This window comes from Nocardia thailandica NBRC 100428, assembly GCF_000308795.1.
In the GTDB taxonomy this organism is placed as follows: Bacteria; Actinomycetota; Actinomycetes; order Mycobacteriales; family Mycobacteriaceae; genus Nocardia; species Nocardia thailandica.
On sequence record NZ_BAGK01000091.1, the window covers coordinates 36434 to 53700 of the forward strand.

The 17267-nt window shown below is 72.0% G+C and carries 18 protein-coding genes; 12 read left to right on the plus strand and 6 right to left on the minus strand.

The features are described 5' to 3' along the window. Positions 1-53 precede the first annotated feature (53 nt). From ON36_RS09325 to ON36_RS09335, 3 genes are read left to right on the plus strand one after another with little or no spacing between them, the layout of a single operon-like run. A complete protein-coding gene (locus ON36_RS09325; RefSeq protein WP_052313802.1) occupies positions 54-959 on the plus strand; it encodes an ABC transporter substrate-binding protein in 906 nt (301 codons plus the stop codon). After that, a complete protein-coding gene (locus tag ON36_RS09330; RefSeq protein WP_043650423.1) occupies positions 959-1876 on the plus strand; it encodes an amino acid ABC transporter permease in 918 nt (305 codons plus the stop codon). Before ON36_RS09325 ends, ON36_RS09330 begins: the two co-directional genes overlap by 1 nt. A gap of 8 nt (positions 1877-1884) precedes the next feature. After that, complete coding sequence (locus tag ON36_RS09335) at positions 1885-2637, plus strand: amino acid ABC transporter ATP-binding protein (RefSeq protein ID WP_085999595.1); 753 nt, start codon at positions 1885-1887, stop codon at positions 2635-2637. 6 nt (positions 2638-2643) lie between these two features. On the opposite strand, the gene ON36_RS09340 is transcribed toward ON36_RS09335, so the two are convergent. After that, positions 2644-3555: a LysR family transcriptional regulator gene (locus ON36_RS09340; RefSeq protein WP_043650428.1), complete on the minus strand. Its 912-nt coding sequence runs from the start codon at positions 3553-3555 to the stop codon at positions 2644-2646. Positions 3556-3625: 70 nt separating this feature from the next. Between ON36_RS09340 and ON36_RS09345 the strand changes: the two genes are divergently transcribed. The 4 genes from ON36_RS09345 to ON36_RS09355 all read left to right on the plus strand — a co-directional run bounded on the left by ON36_RS09345 (position 3626) and on the right by ON36_RS09355 (position 6818). Then, positions 3626-5014, plus strand: coding sequence for an FAD-binding oxidoreductase (locus tag ON36_RS09345; protein WP_052313803.1), 1389 nt, complete (start codon positions 3626-3628; stop codon positions 5012-5014). A gap of 29 nt (positions 5015-5043) precedes the next feature. After that, complete coding sequence (locus ON36_RS09350) at positions 5044-5928, plus strand: SPFH domain-containing protein (RefSeq protein ID WP_043650429.1); 885 nt, start codon at positions 5044-5046, stop codon at positions 5926-5928. Positions 5929-5940: 12 nt separating this feature from the next. Next, a complete protein-coding gene (locus ON36_RS34640; RefSeq protein ID WP_157224824.1) occupies positions 5941-6111 on the plus strand; it encodes a type II toxin-antitoxin system antitoxin in 171 nt (56 codons plus the stop codon). 95 nt (positions 6112-6206) lie between these two features. Then, positions 6207-6818 (plus strand): hypothetical protein, encoded by a 612-nt coding sequence (locus ON36_RS09355; RefSeq protein WP_245558019.1) that lies wholly within the window; start codon positions 6207-6209, stop codon positions 6816-6818. On the opposite strand, the gene ON36_RS09360 is transcribed toward ON36_RS09355, so the two are convergent. Then, positions 6802-7674, minus strand: coding sequence for a class I SAM-dependent methyltransferase (locus ON36_RS09360; RefSeq protein ID WP_043650434.1), 873 nt, complete (start codon positions 7672-7674; stop codon positions 6802-6804). The genes ON36_RS09355 and ON36_RS09360 overlap by 17 nt on opposite strands. Positions 7675-7962: 288 nt before the next feature. On the opposite strand from ON36_RS09360, the gene rpsA reads away from it, so the two are divergent. Next, positions 7963-9429: a 30S ribosomal protein S1 gene (gene rpsA, locus ON36_RS09365; protein WP_043650436.1), complete on the plus strand. Its 1467-nt coding sequence runs from the start codon at positions 7963-7965 to the stop codon at positions 9427-9429. 345 nt (positions 9430-9774) lie between these two features. Here the strand turns inward: rpsA and ON36_RS09370 are convergent, their stop codons facing one another. Beyond that, positions 9775-9984, minus strand: coding sequence for a hypothetical protein (locus tag ON36_RS09370; RefSeq protein ID WP_043650438.1), 210 nt, complete (start codon positions 9982-9984; stop codon positions 9775-9777). A 172-nt stretch (positions 9985-10156) separates the two neighbouring features. Between ON36_RS09370 and coaE the strand changes: the two genes are divergently transcribed. Both coaE and ON36_RS09380 read left to right on the plus strand, forming a co-directional pair. After that, positions 10157-11305 carry a dephospho-CoA kinase gene (gene coaE, locus ON36_RS09375; protein WP_043650439.1) on the plus strand — a complete coding sequence of 383 codons (1149 nt, stop codon included), beginning with the start codon at positions 10157-10159 and terminating at the stop codon, positions 11303-11305. A gap of 142 nt (positions 11306-11447) precedes the next feature. Then, positions 11448-11873 (plus strand): hypothetical protein, encoded by a 426-nt coding sequence (locus ON36_RS09380; RefSeq protein ID WP_043650440.1) that lies wholly within the window; start codon positions 11448-11450, stop codon positions 11871-11873. Between the two features lie 57 nt (positions 11874-11930). On the opposite strand, the gene ON36_RS09385 is transcribed toward ON36_RS09380, so the two are convergent. Next, the gene (locus ON36_RS09385; protein ID WP_043650443.1) at positions 11931-12455 is read right to left on the minus strand and encodes a ribonuclease FAU-1 family protein; all 525 of its coding nucleotides are present in this window, start codon (positions 12453-12455) and stop codon (positions 11931-11933) included. Positions 12456-12529: 74 nt separating this feature from the next. Beyond that, a complete protein-coding gene (locus ON36_RS09390; protein WP_083885023.1) occupies positions 12530-13138 on the minus strand; it encodes a ribonuclease FAU-1 family protein in 609 nt (202 codons plus the stop codon). Between the two features lie 236 nt (positions 13139-13374). Here ON36_RS09390 and uvrB point away from each other — a divergent pair, with 236 nt between their 5' ends. Beyond that, entirely contained in the window at positions 13375-15558 is a 2184-nt protein-coding gene (gene uvrB / locus ON36_RS09395; protein ID WP_043650446.1) for an excinuclease ABC subunit UvrB, read from the plus strand. A 4-nt stretch (positions 15559-15562) separates the two neighbouring features. On the opposite strand, the gene ON36_RS09400 is transcribed toward uvrB, so the two are convergent. Further along, on the minus strand, positions 15563-16195 hold the full coding sequence (locus ON36_RS09400) for a hypothetical protein (protein WP_052313805.1): 633 nt from the start codon (positions 16193-16195) through the stop codon (positions 15563-15565). 107 nt (positions 16196-16302) lie between these two features. Here ON36_RS09400 and ON36_RS09405 point away from each other — a divergent pair, with 107 nt between their 5' ends. Continuing rightward, the gene (locus ON36_RS09405) at positions 16303-17262 is read left to right on the plus strand and encodes a GlxA family transcriptional regulator (protein WP_043650448.1); all 960 of its coding nucleotides are present in this window, start codon (positions 16303-16305) and stop codon (positions 17260-17262) included. Positions 17263-17267 lie beyond the last annotated feature (5 nt).

The window sequence follows — 17267 nt, forward strand, 5'->3', positions numbered from 1 at the left end:
GCGAGAACACGCAGTTCGCTCGGTGGCCCGCTCGGCGCGGATCGGAGGTTGGTGTGGGTGCTCGCCCCGCGCGACGGGCGCGGTCGCGCTGGTCGCTGTGCCTGGCCGTTGTCGCGGTGCTGGCGGTCGGCGGCTGCGTCGACAACACCGACGACGAGGATCCGCCCGTGCCCAAGGTTCCGGTGACCGTGGTGCCCGACATCGCGGCCGCGCTACCCGACTCCGTGCGATCGTCGGGGCGGATCGTCGTCGGGGTCAACGTGCCGTATCAGCCCAACGAATACCGCAACGCCAAGGGCCAGATCGTCGGATTCGACGTCGATCTCGTCGACGCGGTCGCCGGGGTCCTCGGGGTGCGCGCCCAGTTCGTGGAGTCCTCGTTCGAGAAGATCATTCCCGGAGTCCAGGCAGGCACCTACGACATGGGCATGTCCTCGATCACCGATTCCCGGGAGCGGGAGAAGCAGGTCGACTTCGTCACCTACTTCAACGCCGGGATCCAGTGGGCGCAGCGGCCGGACGAGCCGGTCGATCCGGAGAACGCCTGCGGCAAGCGGGTCGCGGTCCAGTCGACCACGGTCGAACACACCGAGGAGGTCCCGGCCAAGTCCGCGGCCTGCGTGGCGGCGGGCAGGCCGCCGATCGACATGAAGGCCTTCGACGAGCAGAGCGGCGCCACCAACGCGCTGGTGCTGGGTCAGGTGGACGCGATGTCGGCCGATTCGCCGGTCACCGCCTACGCCATCAAGCGGACCGAGGGGCGCATCGAGCCCGCGGGCCCGGTCTTCGAATCCGCGCCCTACGGCTGGGCCGTGGCCAAGGGTTCGCCGCTGGCGCGGCCGCTGCAGCAGGCCCTGCAGCATCTGATCGACACGGGTGTCTACCTGCAGATCACCCGCAATTGGGGAGTCCAGGACGGTGCGATCAGCACCTCGGTGATCAACGGTGCGGTGAGCTGATGACGACACGACAACCGGCGTCCGAGCCGGAACCCATCAAGGCGGTCCCCCTGCGCAGGCCGGGTCGCTGGATCGCCGCGGCGGTCATCCTGATCCTGGTCGGCCTGTTCGTCTACGGCGCGATCACCAATCCGGCCTACCGCTGGGACGTCTACGCCAAGTACCTGTTCGACGAGCGCATCAGCCAGGGCGCGGTGGTCACCCTCGAGCTCACGGTGCTGGCCATGCTCATCGCGGTGGTGCTCGGCACGGTGCTGGCGGTGATGCGCCTGTCGCCCAACCCGGTGCTGCGGTGGGTGGCCTGGGTGTACCTGTGGATCTTCCGTGGCACGCCCGTGTTCGTGCAGCTCGTGTTCTGGGGCCTGGTGCCCTCGCTGTACAAGAACATCGACCTCGGTGTCCCGTTCGGGCCGCAGTTCTTCCACATCGACGTGCAGGACCTGCAGGCGGGGTTCCTGTTCGCGGTGATCGGGCTCGGCCTCAACGAGGCCGCCTACATGGCCGAGATCGTGCGCGCCGGCATCGGTTCGGTCGGCGAGGGCCAGTACGAGGCATCCACCGCGCTGGGCATGTCCTGGTCGCAGACCATGCGCCGCACGGTGTTGCCGCAGGCCATGCGGGTGATCATCCCCCCGACCGGCAACGAACTGATCGGCATGCTCAAGACCACCTCGCTGGTCGCGGCGATCCCGCTCTCGACCGACCTCTACGGCCGCGCCCGCGACATCTACGGCGTGAACTTCGAACCCATCCCGCTGCTGCTGGTCGCCGCCACCTGGTACCTGGCGATCACCAGCATCCTGATGGTCGGGCAGTACTACCTGGAACGGCACTTCTCCCGCGGCGCGTCCCGCCAGCTGTCGGCCAAACAGCTGCAGGAACTGGCCGCGGCACAGGCGGCGGTGAAGGCGAAATGAGCGAACCGATGATCCGGGCGGACCGGGTGTGCAAGAGCTTCGGGGCCCTCCAGGTGCTCAAGGGCATCACCCTGGAAGCGAGTCCGGGGGACGTGCTGTGCCTGATCGGGCCCTCGGGGTCAGGCAAGTCCACCTTCCTGCGCTGCATCAACCATCTCGAACAGGTGACCGCGGGCCGGCTCTACGTCGACGGCGAGCTGGTCGGCTACACCGAACGCAACGGCAAGCTCTACGAGATGCACCCGCGCGAGGCCGCGCGCCAGCGTCGCGACATCGGCATGGTGTTCCAGCACTTCAACCTCTTCCCGCACCGCACCGCCCTCGAGAACGTCATCGAGGCGCCGACGCAGGTGAAGAAGGTCCGCAAGGCCGACGCGGTGCGCCGGGCCGAGGAACTCCTCGACCGGGTCGGCCTGGCGGACAAGGCGGGCGCCTATCCCGCCCAGCTCTCGGGCGGTCAGCAGCAGCGCGTCGCCATCGCCCGCGCCCTGGCCATGGACCCCAAACTCATGCTCTTCGACGAGCCGACCTCGGCGCTCGATCCCGAACTGGTCGGCGAGGTCCTCACCGTCATGCGCGAACTCGCCGCCTCGGGCATGACCATGGTGGTGGTCACCCACGAGATGGGTTTCGCCCGCGAGGTCGCCGACCAGCTCGTCTTCATGGACGGCGGCGTGGTCGTGGAGGCGGGGGTGCCGAGCGAGATGCTGGCGAACCCGGAACACGAACGGACCAAGGCGTTCCTGTCCCGGTTGCTGTAGGCCGCGTCAGGGGCGGGGCGCCAGGGCGAGGCGGAGCTGGCCGAGCAGGGCACGGGCCGCCGGATTGCCCGTGCGGTCGGTCCGCCACACCAGCGCCAGCCTGCCGCGCAGGGGCGGGTCGACGAGGTCGAGGGCGCGGACGCCGGCGGCCGTGGCCTCGGCGGGGGTGAGTCCCGGGACGACGGCGGTGCCGAGGCCGTGCGCGGCCAGGCGGAGCAGCAGCGGGGGCGCGGCGGCCTCGAAGGCGATGTCCGGGGTGAAACCGGCGGCGGCGCAGGCGCGTTCGAAGACCCCGCGCAGGCCGGTGCCCGGCGGCAGGCAGATCAGGCGGTGCTCGCGCAGGGCCCGCAGCGGGATCGTGCCCGCGTGCTCGCCCGGACCCGGCGGTGCGTCCGCGGCGACGGCGGCGACGAGCGGGGTCTCGAGGACGGTCTCGACGCCGACCGTGGGGGCCATCGCCGCCCCGGTCAGCCCGACGAGGGCGATGTCGAGGTCGCCGCGATCGAGGGCGGCCAGCATCGCCTCGGCGGTGTCCTCGGTGAGGCTGATGCCGACGGCCGGGTGATCGGTGTGGAATCCCGCGAGCACCGCGGCCACGTCGAACTCCTCGCCGGCCGCGCCGGAGATGACGCCGAGGCGCACGTGTCCGCGCAGCAGCCCGGTGAACTCCTGCACCGTGGCCTCGATCCGGTCGGCGGCGGCGAGGGCGGCGCGCGCGTGCTCGAGGACCGCCGCCCCGACGGCGGTCGGGGTGACGGTGCGGGGGCCGCGATCGAGGAGCTGCTGGCCGAGGGCCCGCTCGAGCTGCTTGATCTGGGCGCTGAGCCCCGGCTGGGTGAGGTGCAGCCGCTCGGCGGCCCGGGTGAAGCCGCCCTCCTCGACGACGGTGACGAAGTAGCGCAGCTGCCGCAGTTCCATAACAGTGGATTATGGCATCGCGAAGAACTATCTGTTTCACTTCTCACTCGCCGGGCGGCAGGGTCGAGGTATGACCGAGAACCCGCTCACCGACCTGCCCGTCACCACCGGCCCGCTCTTCCGTCCCGGCGACCCCGGCTACGCCGAGGAGATCGCCGGATTCCAGACCGCCTACACGCACCGGCCCGCGCTGGTCGTCGGCGCGGCGCACGCGGAGGACGTGCGCGCCGCGGTGGCGTTCGCGGCGCGGCACCGGCTGCCGATCGCGGTCCAGGCCACCGGGCACGGCCTGTCGGTGCCCGTCCGCGACGGTGTCCTGATCACCACCGGCCGGATGGACACCGTCGCCGTCGACCCGGTCGCCCGAACCGCCCGCGTCGGTGCGGGCGTGCGGGCGGGCGCGCTCGTCACGGCCGCCGCGGCGCACGGCCTCGCGCCGCTCAACGGTTCCTCGCTGTCGGTCGGCGTCGTCGGCTACCTGCTCGGCGGCGGGCTCGGCCTGCTCGCGCGGGAGTTCGGGTACGCGGCCGACCACGTGCGGTCCGTCGAGCTGGTCACCGCCGACGCGCGCCGCCGCACGCTGACCCCCGCCGACGAGCTCTTCGGCGCCGTCCTCGGTTCCGGCGGCAATTTCGGCGTCGTCACCGGCGTCGAGCTGGACCTGCTTCCCGTGTCCGAGATCTACGGCGGGCAGCTGATCTTCGACACGGACCTGGTCGAGGATGCCCTCGAGGCCTGGCGCGTCTGGACCGCCGCCGTGCCCGACACGCTCACCTCGTCGGTCGCCGTGCTCACCTTTCCCGACCTCCCGGCGCTGCCGGAGCCGTTGCGCGGCAGGCACGTCGCCGCGATCCGCGTCGCCTTCCACGGCCCGGCGGCCGAGGGCGAGCGCCTGGTCGCGCCGCTGCGCGCCGTCGGCGAGCGCCTGCGCGACGACCTGCGCGTGCTGCCCTACGCCGACTCGCACACCATCTACAGCGACCCCGACTTCCCGCACGCCTACGCCGCCACCAACGCGCTGCTGTCCGAGCTGACCGCGAAAACCGTCGCGGCGCTGCGTGACACGACCGCGCCGGGTCGCGAGGTCGAGGCGGTCGTCGACATCCGCCACCTCGGCGGGGCGCTGCGCGGCGGCCCGGCCCGCCTCGCCGTCGACCATCGCGACGCCGCCTACGCGGTGCGGGTCATCACCGGCGCCGAGGGCGAGCGCGCGCCCGCCGGGCTCGCCCGGGTCCGGGAGGCGCTGGCGCCGTGGACGATCGGGCACAGCCTGAACTTCCTCTACGGCGCGGGCGCCGCCGCGGACGAGGCGCAGACCAGGGCCGGCTACGCCCCGGCCACCTACGCCCGGCTCGCCGCCCTGAAGGCGGAACACGACCCGCGCAACCTGTTCCGGTGCAACCGCAACATCCGCCCCGCCCGGACTGTTGCCGCGAGCGGGCCCGAGCCGCTAGCATAGTGATATCACTCAGATATCGGGAGGATGTCATGGAGCTTCGGCCCGCCACACACGTCAACGGATTCCTGGTCGCGGGAGCGGGCCTGGTGCTCGCGCTCGCGCTCGGCGGCGCCGCGACCGCCGCGTTCATCGGCGCCGCCCACGGTGGCGGGCCGCTCGCGATCGCGGGCGGGATCGTCGCGTCGGTGCTCGTGCTCGCCGTGCTGATCGGCTGCACCGGCCTGATCGTGGTGGCCCCCAACGAGGCCAAGGTCGTCACGTTCTTCGGCCGCTACGTCGGCTCGGTGAGCGAACCCGGGTTCGTCTCGGTGGTTCCGCTGGCCGAGAACAAGACCATCTCGCTGCGGGTGCGCAACTTCGAGACCCAGAAGCTGAAGGTCAACGACGCCGACGGCAACCCGGTCGAGATCGCGGCCGTCGTGGTCTACAAGGTGGTCGACAGCTTCAAGGCCGCCTTCGCCGTCGACGACTACGAGGAGTACGTGGAGACCCAGTCCGAGGCCGCCGTGCGGCACCTGGCGACCACGCACCCCTACGACGCCCACGACCCGGACCGCACCAGCCTGCGCGACGGCGCCGAGGTCGCCGGGGAACTCACCACCGAGCTGCGCGACCGCACCGAGACCGCGGGCATCGAGATCATCGAGGCCCGCATCACCCACCTCGCCTACGCGCCGGAGATCGCCCAGGCCATGCTGGTCCGCCAGCAGGCCGCGCAGGTGGTCGCGGCCCGGACCCGGATCGTGGAGGGCGCGGTCGGCATGGTCGGGCTCGCGCTGGATCGCCTCGCCGAGCAGGGCACGGTGCAACTGGACGAGGAACGCAAGGCCACCATGGTCTCCAACCTGCTCGTCGTCCTCTGCGGGGACCGCGCGACCCAGCCCGTGGTGAACGCCGGATCGCTGTACTCGTAGGGTTCATCCGCCATGACAGCGCCGAAGAAGGACCCGAAGAAGGTGCTGCTGCGGCTCGACCCGGCCGTCCACGAAGCCATCGCGCGGTGGGCGGCCGACGATCTGCGCAGCGTCAACGCCCAGATCGAATACGCCCTGCGGATGGCGCTCAAACAGGCCGGCCGCGCGCCGAAGACGGACTGACCCCCGCCCGCACCCGACGCCCGGGTGCGGGCGGCCGCGGTCCTCGATGATCCAGGGGCGCAGGGCAACTCGGTACCGGCCAGTACAGTGTGACGGTGCCCATATCCTTCGACATCAGGGGAATGCATCAGCTGGACGCCACCACCTGGGGCGATCCGGCCACGCGCGACGTGGTCGCCCTGACCTATGTGGACACCGTTCCCGACCTGCCCGCCCGGCTCGAGGACCTGCCGCGGCTGCGCAGGCGGCTGGCCGAACACCACAGCCGCACCGGCTGTCTCATCGAGGCGTTCGTGGTCTGGGTGGACCGGCTGCCCGCGCTGCTGCGGGTCGAGAAGACCCCCATGCCCGGCGGCCGTCCCGGCCAGGTCTTCGCCGCCTCGATCGTCGTGCCGCGTGACCGATGCAGCGCGGTCTTCCAGATCATCTGCCCGGAGACCGGCAGGCCCGGCGCGCGGGAGGCGGCGATCGGCGGCCGGGTCAGCCGGGACGAGATGTTCCCGGCCCACCCGTACGCGCCCGGGCTGCGCGGTCGGCTGCCCTACACGCTGGCCGACGACCTGCGCTTCGACGAGGTCTTCCCCGACCACCCGCTGACCCGGGCCCGGCGCTGGATCGCCGACACCGTGCCCGCCGTGCGGGTCGATCCCGGCTTCGCCTCGCTGCCCGCATTCGTGCCGCCCGCCGAGCTCAGCGCTTCTCGGTGACGAAGATGGCGGTGCCCGGGAAGATCTCCCCGCGCAGCGGCGACCACTGACCCCATTCGCGGTCGAGCCACTCCGGCCAGTCGGGTTCGACGAGGTCGACCAGCGTGAGCCCGGCGGCGACGATCTCGCGCACCCGATCGCCCACGGTGCGGTGGTGCTCCACGTAGGTGGGCACCCCGTCGCCGTCGACCTCCACGTAGGGGGTGCGGTCGAAATAGGGGATGGACGCGACCAGGCCCTTCTCGCCCGGATCGTCGGGGAAGATCCAGCGCATCGGGTGGTTGACCGAGAAGACCCACCGCCCGCCCGGCTTCAGCACCCGCGCGACCTCGCGCATCACCCGCGCCGAATCCGCGACGAACGGCACGCCGCCGAAGGCCGAGCACGCCAGGTCGAACGAAGCGTCCGCGAAGGGCAGCGCCTCCGCGCCCGCCTGCACCAGCGGCACCACCGGGCCGCCGCGCTCCATGGCGGCCACGCCGCGCGCGAGCATGCCCATCGACAGGTCGAGCCCCACCGGGTACGCGCCCCGGCCGGCCAGCCAGCGCGAGCACGGCGCCGACCCGCAGCCGATCTCGAGCACCCGCTTGCCGGTCACGTCGCCGAGGAAGCCGTAGTCGCCCTCGTGCAGCCCCTCCGGGCACCAGACGAACTCGCCGCCGGGGGAGTCGACGCCGAGGAAGTCGGCGTGGGTGCGGTGGTACTGGTCGGCGTCGGCGTCCCACCAGCGCCTGCTGGCCCGTTCGCTGTCGGCGGAGGAGACCCGGGTCCGGGTGGTGGCGGCGGTGCCGAGCAGGGCGTTGGCCTGCGCGTGGCGCTCGTCGGGGTCGGTGGGGGTGGCAGACTGTTCCGGCACGGGGATCAGGGTATCGGCGCGCCGAGGGGGTGGTTTGCCCGGCCGGAGACGACTCGCGTACGCTGTTGATCGCGCGTGTCCGCCGAGATCAGCTGCGATTGTCGGCGTTTGTCGTCAATCGTCCGGTTTCGCGGGTGGGCGCACCGAGATCGCTCAGCGGTGATCGCGGTCGGTGGGGTACTTTCATAGTATCCATCGCCCGTCCTGCCGCGGTGATCACGCAGCGTACCGAAAGTACCCGTTCCATTGTCCGCAACCGACCACAATCCGTCCGGAGCAAACCCACATATGCCCACCACCGTCACCTCGCCGCAGGTAGCCGTCAACGACATCGGCTCCGCCGAGGATTTCCTCGCCGCCATCGACGCCACGATCAAGTACTTCAACGATGGCGACATCGTCGAGGGAACCATCGTCAAGGTCGATCGTGACGAGGTCCTGCTCGACATCGGTTACAAGACCGAAGGCGTCATCCCGTCCCGCGAGCTCTCCATCAAGCACGATGTCGACCCCAACGAGGTCGTTTCCGTGGGCGATGAGGTCGAGGCCCTGGTTCTCACCAAGGAGGACAAGGAAGGCCGCCTGATCCTGTCGAAGAAGCGGGCGCAGTACGAGCGCGCGTGGGGCACGATCGAGGAGCTCAAGGAGAAGGACGAGGCCGTCAAGGGCACCGTCATCGAGGTCGTCAAGGGCGGCCTGATCCTCGACATCGGCCTCCGCGGCTTCCTGCCCGCCTCCCTGGTCGAGATGCGTCGTGTCCGCGACCTCCAGCCGTACGTCGGCAAGGAGATCGAGGCCAAGATCATCGAGCTCGACAAGAACCGCAACAACGTGGTTCTCTCGCGTCGCGCCTGGCTGGAGCAGACCCAGTCCGAGGTCCGCAGCGAGTTCCTGCACCAGCTGCAGAAGGGCCAGGTCCGCAAGGGTGTGGTCTCCTCGATCGTCAACTTCGGTGCCTTCGTGGACCTGGGCGGCGTCGACGGTCTGGTGCACGTCTCCGAGCTGTCCTGGAAGCACATCGACCACCCGTCCGAGGTCGTCGAGGTCGGCACCGAGGTCACCGTCGAGGTCCTCGACGTCGACCTGGACCGCGAGCGCGTCTCCCTGTCGCTCAAGGCGACGCAGGAAGACCCGTGGCGTCAGTTCGCCCGCACCCACGCGATCGGCCAGATCGTGCCGGGCAAGGTCACCAAGCTGGTTCCCTTCGGCGCGTTCGTCCGCGTCGAGGAGGGCATCGAGGGCCTGGTGCACATCTCCGAGCTGGCCGAGCGCCACGTGGAGGTCCCGGACCAGGTCGTGGCCGTCGGCGACGACGCGATGGTCAAGGTCATCGACATCGACCTGGAGCGTCGCCGGATCTCGCTGTCGCTGAAGCAGGCGAACGAGGACTACCACGCCGAGTTCGACCCGTCGAAGTACGGCATGGCCGACAGCTACGACGAGCAGGGCAACTACATCTTCCCCGAGGGCTTCGATCCCGAGACCAACGAATGGCTCGAGGGCTTCGACAAGCAGCGCGAGGAGTGGGAAGGCCGCTACGCCGAGGCGGAGCGTCGCCACAAGATGCACACCGCGCAGATGGAGAAGATGGCGGCCGACGCCGCGGCCGAGGCCGCGAACGGCGGCGGCTCCTCGAACTACTCCTCCGAGAGCGGTTCGCAGGCGTCCTCCGGTGCGGCCGAGTCGGCCGGTGGCTCCCTGGCCAGCGACGCCCAGCTGGCGGCGCTGCGCGAGAAGCTGTCGGGCAACGCCTGATACGCACGCAGTACGACCGAAGGCCCCGATCCGCACGGATCGGGGCCTTCGGGCTTTTCGGGGGTGGGCGCGGCCGAGGTCGTTCCGCCAGGGGTGGGCGCGCCCGCAGGTTCGGCACGCTCGCTACCCCGCGGTGGAGCAGCGAAGATCGTTCTGCGCCGAGGAATCCGGTGCGGCGGCCGGGCGGGAACGTGCTGCCGTTCCTTTGTGTAGAGGTCGGGCCGTATCGGGCCGGTCAGGCCGGTCGCGTGCTCGGGGAACGACGAACCGGGCGGCACCGGATCGGTTGCGGCCGAGGGGATCGCGCGACGGCGGGCCGCAGACGGGGCGAACCCGGTCGAGGCGTCAGCTCGCGGTGACCGGGACCCACTGCGGGGCGGGCGCGGACACGGCGGGGCGGGCGCCCGCGGCGTGGCGGGCGGGGGTGAACCACGCGGCGAACCAGGAGCGGCGACGTTCGGAGAAGATCGCCGCGACGGCGGGGATCTCGAGGCAGTGCACGCCTCCCGGCAGGCCGAGGCGGTGGCGGGCCGCCCGGTGGTCGCTGGTGCTCATGAGTGTTCCTTCGCTCGCAGGTTGCCGGCCTTCTCGCCGAGGCGACAGTATCCGACCGCGGTGGCCGAACCCCGGATTGAGCGGCTCCGGACACTCCGGCGTGTCGGACGCGGGCCGGTCGGCGCGCCGGGGGGCTCACCCGGCGGCGCGGCCGGGATGCGAGACTGGGCCCATGTTGCGGGTCGGCCTCACCGGAGGCATGGGAGCGGGCAAGTCGACGGTGGCGCGTGAGCTGGTGCGGCTCGGGGCGGTGCTGGTCGATTCGGATGTCATCGCCCGGGAGGTGGTGGCACCCGGCACCCCGGGTCTGGCCGCGCTGGCCGAGGCGTTCGGCCCGGGCGTGCTGGCCGACGACGGCAGCCTCGACCGGCCCGCGCTGGCCGCCGTCGCCTTCGCCGACGACGCGGCCCGCGCCCGGCTCAACGGGATCGTGCACCCGCTGGTCGGCGCGCGGACCGCGGAACTGATCGCCGCGGCGCCCGCGGATGCCGTTGTGGTGCAGGATGTTCCGCTGCTCGTGGAGAACGGGCTCGCCCCGCTGATGAATCTGGTGCTGATCGTGCACGCCGAGGAGGAGGAGCGGGTCCGCAGGCTGGTCACCTCGCGCGGGGTCGACGAGGCCGACGCGCGGGCGCGCATCGCCGCCCAGGCCACCGACGACCAGCGGCGCGCGGCCGCCGACGTGTGGCTCGACAACGGCGGCGAGCCCGGCCGGGTGGAGGAACGGGTGCGCGCGTTGTGGACCGAGCGGCTGGTCCCGTTCGAGGCGAACCTGCGTGCCGGGGTCGCCGCGCAGCCGGACTATCGGGTCGTCTCCGCCGAGCACGCGTGGGCCGCGCAGGCCCGCCGCGTGACGGCCCGGCTGTGGCTGGCCTGCGGCGCGGGCGCGGTCGCGATCGACCACGTCGGGCCGACCGCGGTGCCCGGCCTGGACGCCCCCGACATCCTCGACCTGCAGATCACCGTCGCCGACGCTCCGGCGGCGGCCGCGCTCGCCGCCGGTCTGACCGCCGCCGGCTTCCCGCCCGTCGCCGACGGCGACGCCGACCCGGCCGAGGCCGGTGGGCTTCTGCACGGCAGCGCCGACCCCGGCCGCCCGGCCGTCGTCCACGTGCGGGTCCGCGACACCCCGGCTCAGCGGTTCGCCCTGGCGCTGCGGGATCGGCTGCGCGCCGACGCGGAGCTGCGCGCGGACTACGCCGGCGCCGAGCGCGCGGCCGAGGCCGCCGCGGCCGGGCTGAGCGGGGCGCAGGCGGCGAAGGCGTACCGCGCCGTCGAGCGGGAATGGTGCGAATCGGTGCGCGCTCGCGTCGAGGCGTGACAGGATTCCGGCCGGGTCCGGATCCCGAGACAAATTTGTTAAACAACGATGTTTCAAAAAATGGCCGGGCGGCCGGGCGCGCTGTGTAGATTGTGGCGAGTCACCAAGGAGTGGCTCGATTCACAGGGAAGTTGAAGTGCGTATGACTACACATCGTCACCTGGGCCGCGCGGGCTTCGGGATCACCGCTCTCGGCGCGATCGGTGCGAGCCTCGTGCTCGCCGCCCCTCATGCCTCGGCGTGGGTCGGCAACGTCGCCGTCTCCGGCACCAACCACAAGGTCGGCTGCAGCTACAAGGTCACCGCCTCGGTGGAGGTCGACCGGCTGACCTCGGTGAAGTTCACCGACAACGGCGCCGACATCCCGGGCAGCCCGGTGTCGCCGTCGCTGCTCTCGGGCACCGTGAGCATCACCTGGAAGCCGACCACCGCCGGTCAGCACAAGATCGAGGCGCGGCAGCTGCTCATCAGCGATTCGGTCACCGTGACGGTGGCCGCCTCCGACGGCACCGGCTCGGCCACCTGCGGCGGTGGCCTGGGCGACCTGATCCCCGGCTCGGCGGGCTAGACGAGCCGGCGCGACCGCCCGGAACCCCCTCCCTCGGGTTCCGGGCGGTTTCGCGTCTCAGCGCCAGGTCAGGGTGATGCCGGCCTCGGCCAGCCACGCGTCGAGCGAATAGCCGTGCGCGGCAAGACCTTCGATGGTCGCGGTCGCGGTGGCGACGGCCCGCTGGGCCTCGGGGAGGGTGAGCAGGCCTGCGGCGTGCGCGGCGAACAACTCGTCGACGTCGACGAGCTCCACCGCGCGGCCGGGGGAGACCAGCAGGTCGAGATAGTGGTCGACGGACCGCCAGCGCTGCGGCGTCTCGCGGGTGAAGGTGCCGACGTCGAGGTAGAACGCGTAGTGGCGGCCGTGGCCGGGGGTGTCGTGGAACCGCGTCACCCGCAGCGACTGCGCGGGCAGCAGCCACGATTCCAGGTAGTGGAACTCCCGGTGGTCGGAGTGCCTGCCCATGTAGAGCCCCCACGGCTCCTCCCGATACACCTCGACGGCGCGCACGAACCCCTTGGGGTCGATGTTGGTGTAGGCGGCGACGTCGAAGATCTCGACTTTGGGCGGGTGGACATCCACGGTGGCGGCCTGCGTCATAGCCGCAGAATCTACCGGCATCCGCCCGCGCGCACCGCCCGGCGACCGGCGGAGGGCCGGCCGCCGGCGGGCGGTCACATCCAGGTCAGGGCGATGCCGTGGGCGCCGAGCCAGCGGTCGACGTCGTGGCCGTGCGCGGAGAGTCCCTCGAGCACGGCGGTGGCCAGGGCGAACGCGCGGTCGGCCCGCGCGGTGTCGACCGCGCCCGCCGCGTGGGCGGCCAGCAGCTCGCTCGACCCGCGCAGGCGCGAGGAGTGGCCGTGCCGCACGGCGACGTCGAGGTAGTGGTCCGTCGCCCGCCAGCGTTTGGGCCCGACCTGCTCGTAGTCGCCGATGTCGAGCACCAGGTCGCGGGCACGGTGGTGCCCGGGCCGCTCGTGGGCGACCGTGGCCCGCACGCCCTGGGCGGGCAGCAGCCACGATTCGACGTAGCGCTGCCGCGGATCGGGGGTGACCCGCGACACGTAGAGCCCCCACGGCTGGACCTCGTAGCGTTCCACCGGCCGGACGAATCCGCGGGTGTCGGTGCTGGTGAGATCGGCCAGATCGAAGTACTCGACCAGGGGACGCGCCGTCGGGGGCGCCGCCGGTAGGGTCTGCGGGCCGCGGATGTCGCGGGCGTAGTAACCGGCCAGGCCGGTCACCGCGGGCGCGGCGGCGAGCAAGGGAAGCAGGACGCTCATGGCCTTCTCCTTACGACGATCACCCTCAGGCGGACGACCTCTCCAGGGTACGCGCGAGGTCGGCGTCCCGCGCGGTACGTGCACCGGCCGCGCGCGTGAATTTCGTTGCCACACCAGACATTCCGGACGAACCCCGACAGCGCGGCGCGACCGGGCGCCCCGGTGGCCGCAGCCCGCCGTCGTGGCCGGGGTCTCGGCCGGGCGGATTTGTCGGTGGGCGCGCCTAGGCTGGTGTCATGGCATTCGCAACCGAGGTCCCCACCGAGGGCTACGAGGAGCGGGGGAGTACGCCCCTGGCCCACTCCGAGCATCGCCCCGTCGGCGCGATCGAGCGCACCGGTGGCCGGTTCGAGGTGGTCAGCGAGCACAATCCGGCCGGTGACCAGCCCGCGGCCATCGCCGAGCTGGAGCGGCGCATCACCGCGGGGGAGAAGGACGTGGTGCTGCTCGGCGCCACCGGCACCGGCAAGTCGGCCACCACGGCGTGGCTGATCGAGCGGCTGCAGCGGCCCACGCTGGTGATGGCGCCGAACAAGACCTTGGCCGCCCAGCTGGCCAACGAGCTGCGCGAGATGCTCCCGCACAACGCGGTCGAGTACTTCGTCTCGTACTACGACTACTACCAGCCCGAGGCCTACATCGCCCAGACCGACACCTACATCGAGAAGGACAGCTCGATCAACGACGACGTCGAACGGCTGCGGCACTCGGCGACCTCGAGCCTGCTCTCGCGCCGCGACGTGGTCGTGGTCGCCTCGGTGTCGTGCATCTACGGCCTCGGCACCCCGCAGTCCTACCTGGACCGTTCCGTGCAGCTCGAGGTCGGCCAGGAGATCGACCGCGACGCCCTGCTGCGGCTGCTGGTCGACGTGCAGTACACCCGCAACGACATGGCCTTCACCCGCGGCACCTTCCGGGTGCGCGGCGACACCGTGGAGATCATCCCCTCCTACGAGGAGCTCGCCGTCCGCATCGAGTTCTTCGGCGACGAGGTCGAGGCGCTGTACTACCTGCACCCGCTCACCGGCGACGTGGTCCGCAAGGTCGACGCGCTGCGCATCTTCCCCGCCACCCACTACGTGGCGGGCCCCGACCGGATGGCCCGCGCGGTCACCGACATCGAGGCCGAACTCGCCGAGCGCCTGGCCGACCTGGAGAAGCAGGGCAAGCTGCTCGAGGCACAGCGGCTGCGCATGCGCACCGAGTACGACCTGGAGATGATCAAACAGGTCGGCTTCTGCTCGGGCATCGAGAACTACTCGCGCCACATCGACGGGCGCCCGGCGGGCTCCGCACCCGCCACCCTGCTCGACTACTTCCCCGACGACTTCCTGCTCGTCATCGACGAGTCGCACGTGACGGTGCCGCAGATCGGCGGCATGTACGAAGGCGACATGTCGCGCAAGCGCAACCTGGTCGAGTACGGGTTCCGGCTGCCGTCGGCGGTGGACAACCGCCCGCTGACCTGGGAGGAGTTCGCCGACCGGATCGGGCAGGCGGTCTACCTGTCGGCCACGCCCGGCCCGTACGAGCTCGGGCAGACCGGCGGTGAGGTGGTCGAGCAGGTCATCCGCCCGACCGGCCTGGTCGACCCGCAGGTCGTCGTGAAACCGACCAAGGGCCAGATCGACGACCTCGTGCACGAGATCCGGGTGCGCACCGAGCGCGACGAGCGCGTCCTGGTGACCACCCTCACCAAGAAGATGGCCGAGGACCTCACCGACTATCTGCTCGGGCTCGGGGTCCGGGTGCGCTACCTGCACTCCGAGATCGACACCCTGCGCCGGGTCGAGCTGCTGCGCCAGCTGCGGCTGGGCGAGTACGACGTGCTGGTCGGCATCAACCTGCTGCGCGAGGGTCTCGACCTGCCCGAGGTGTCGCTGGTCGCCATCCTCGACGCGGACAAGGAGGGCTTCCTGCGGTCGAGCACCAGCCTCATCCAGACCATCGGCCGCGCGGCGCGCAACGTCTCCGGCGAGGTGCACATGTACGCGGACAAGGTCACCGACTCCATGCGGCACGCGATCGAGGAGACCGACCGCCGCCGGGCCAAGCAGATCGCCTACAACGAGGCCAACGGGATCGACCCGCAGCCGCTGCGCAAGAAGATCGCCGACATCCTCGACCAGGTCTACCAGGAGGCCGAGGACGAGGTGGCCGTCGGCGGATCGGGCCGCAACGCCAGCCGCGGCCGCCGCGCCCAGGGCGAGCCGGGCCGTGCGGTGAGCGCCGGCGTGGTGGTCGACCGCGACGTGAAGTCCATGCCGAGGGCCGAACTGGCCGACCTGGTCAAGGAGCTCACGGCCCAGATGATGAACGCCGCCCGGGAGCTGCAGTTCGAGCTGGCGGGCCGGTTGCGCGACGAGATCGCCGATCTGAAGAAGGAACTGCGCGGCATGGACGCGGCCGGGCTGAGCTGAGCGGTCACGGCAGCACCAGCACGCCGAGGCCGACGCCGAGATCGGCCACCGCGCAGAACTCGGCGAACGACCGGGCGACGGTGCGGTTCGCGCGATGGTGCGCGAGGTCCCACAGCCCGTGCCCGATCCAGCCCGCCGCGACCAGCAGGCGGGCGGGTCCGGGCCCGGCGAGCAGCGCCGTGACGGCGAGCGCGCCGAATCCGGCGGTGGCGGCCACCTGCGGCCCGACGCCCCGGTCGAGCCGGCCCGCCGCGGCCGCCGCCGCGGTGACCGCCGCGCCGAGTCCCAGCAGGAGCGCCACGGGCGGGACCCACGGCTGCATCCGCGCCGCCGCGAAGAGCGCGAACAGGGCCGCGAGAACCACCCAGGTGCGGTCGGGTCGCCCCAGCACGGCCGTGCACAGGTAGATCAGCGCGAGGACGACGAGCAACTCGGCCAGCACCGGCACCAGGGCCGGGTCCCCGTGCGGGCCCATCAGCAGCACCAGGCCGACGCCGAGCGCGGCGGGCCACCGCGCGAGCAGCCGGACGGACCACGGCACCCGCCGCGTCGTGCCGGACGCGCGCTCGCCGCTGCCATCGGTCAGGGGTCCGCGCGTGGTCGACGGACCGCGCGCGCCGGAGATCTCGTCGCTCATCCGTCCAGCGTCGGGTCCGGCCGGTCCGGGGACACGCTCCGGTCACGGTCGTGTCCGTTGCGCTGGGATACTCGTCCGCCCGGCTGGGGCGCCGATACGCTCGGCCCATGGAACGCAGGGTCGCGGTGGTGGCCTACGACGGGGCGGAGATGCTCGACATCGCGGGCATCACCGGGCCCCTCGACGCCGCGAACCGGTTCGGGGCCGATCCGCCCTACCGGTTCCAGCTGCTCACCCGGGGTGGGCGAACCATCACCTGCGACAACGGTTTCCGCCTCGAGGGGCAGGGCGCGCTGGAGCGGGCGCGCGGCCCGTTCGACACGCTCGTCGTCGCGGGCGGGCTCGGGCACGCCGAGGCGGCGGCGGATCCGCGCCTGCTCGCCCACGTGCGCAGGCTCGGCCGTGACAGCCGCCGGGTCGCCTCGGTGTGCACCGGCGCGGGGATCCTGGCCGCCGCGGGCATGCTCGACGGTCAGCGGGCGACCACGCACTGGATCTATGCCGACCGCCTCGCCGCCGAACACCCGCGGGTCGCCGTCGACCCGCGCCCGGTGTTCATCCGCGGCGAGCACGTCTCCACCGCGGCGGGCGTGACCAGCGGTATCGACCTCATGCTCGACTTCGTGGCCGAGGATCACGGGCCCGCGCTGGCCCGCGACGCCGCGCGCGGGCTGGTCACCTACCTGCAGCGGCCCGGCAACCAGGCCCAGATGAGCATGTTCACGCGGCGGGAGCCGGTGGGGCACAACGCCTTGCGCGCCGCCACCGACCACGTCGCCGCCCATTTCGCCGAACGCCTCAGCACCGCCGGGCTCGCCGCGGTCGCCGGGGTCGGCGAACGCCAGCTGACCCGGCTGTTCGCCGAGCACCTCGGCACCTCGCCCGCCCGGTACGTGCGCACCGTCCGGCTGGAGGCGGCGGCGCACCTGCTCGAGACCGGCGACCTGGCGCTCGAGCGGGTGGCCGCCGACTGCGGCTTCGCCTCGGCCGAGACGCTGCGCCAGGCGTTCACCGCCGCCTACGGCGTCGCGCCGAGCCGGTTCCGGGCGGGCGCGCGCCGCCGGTGAGCCGC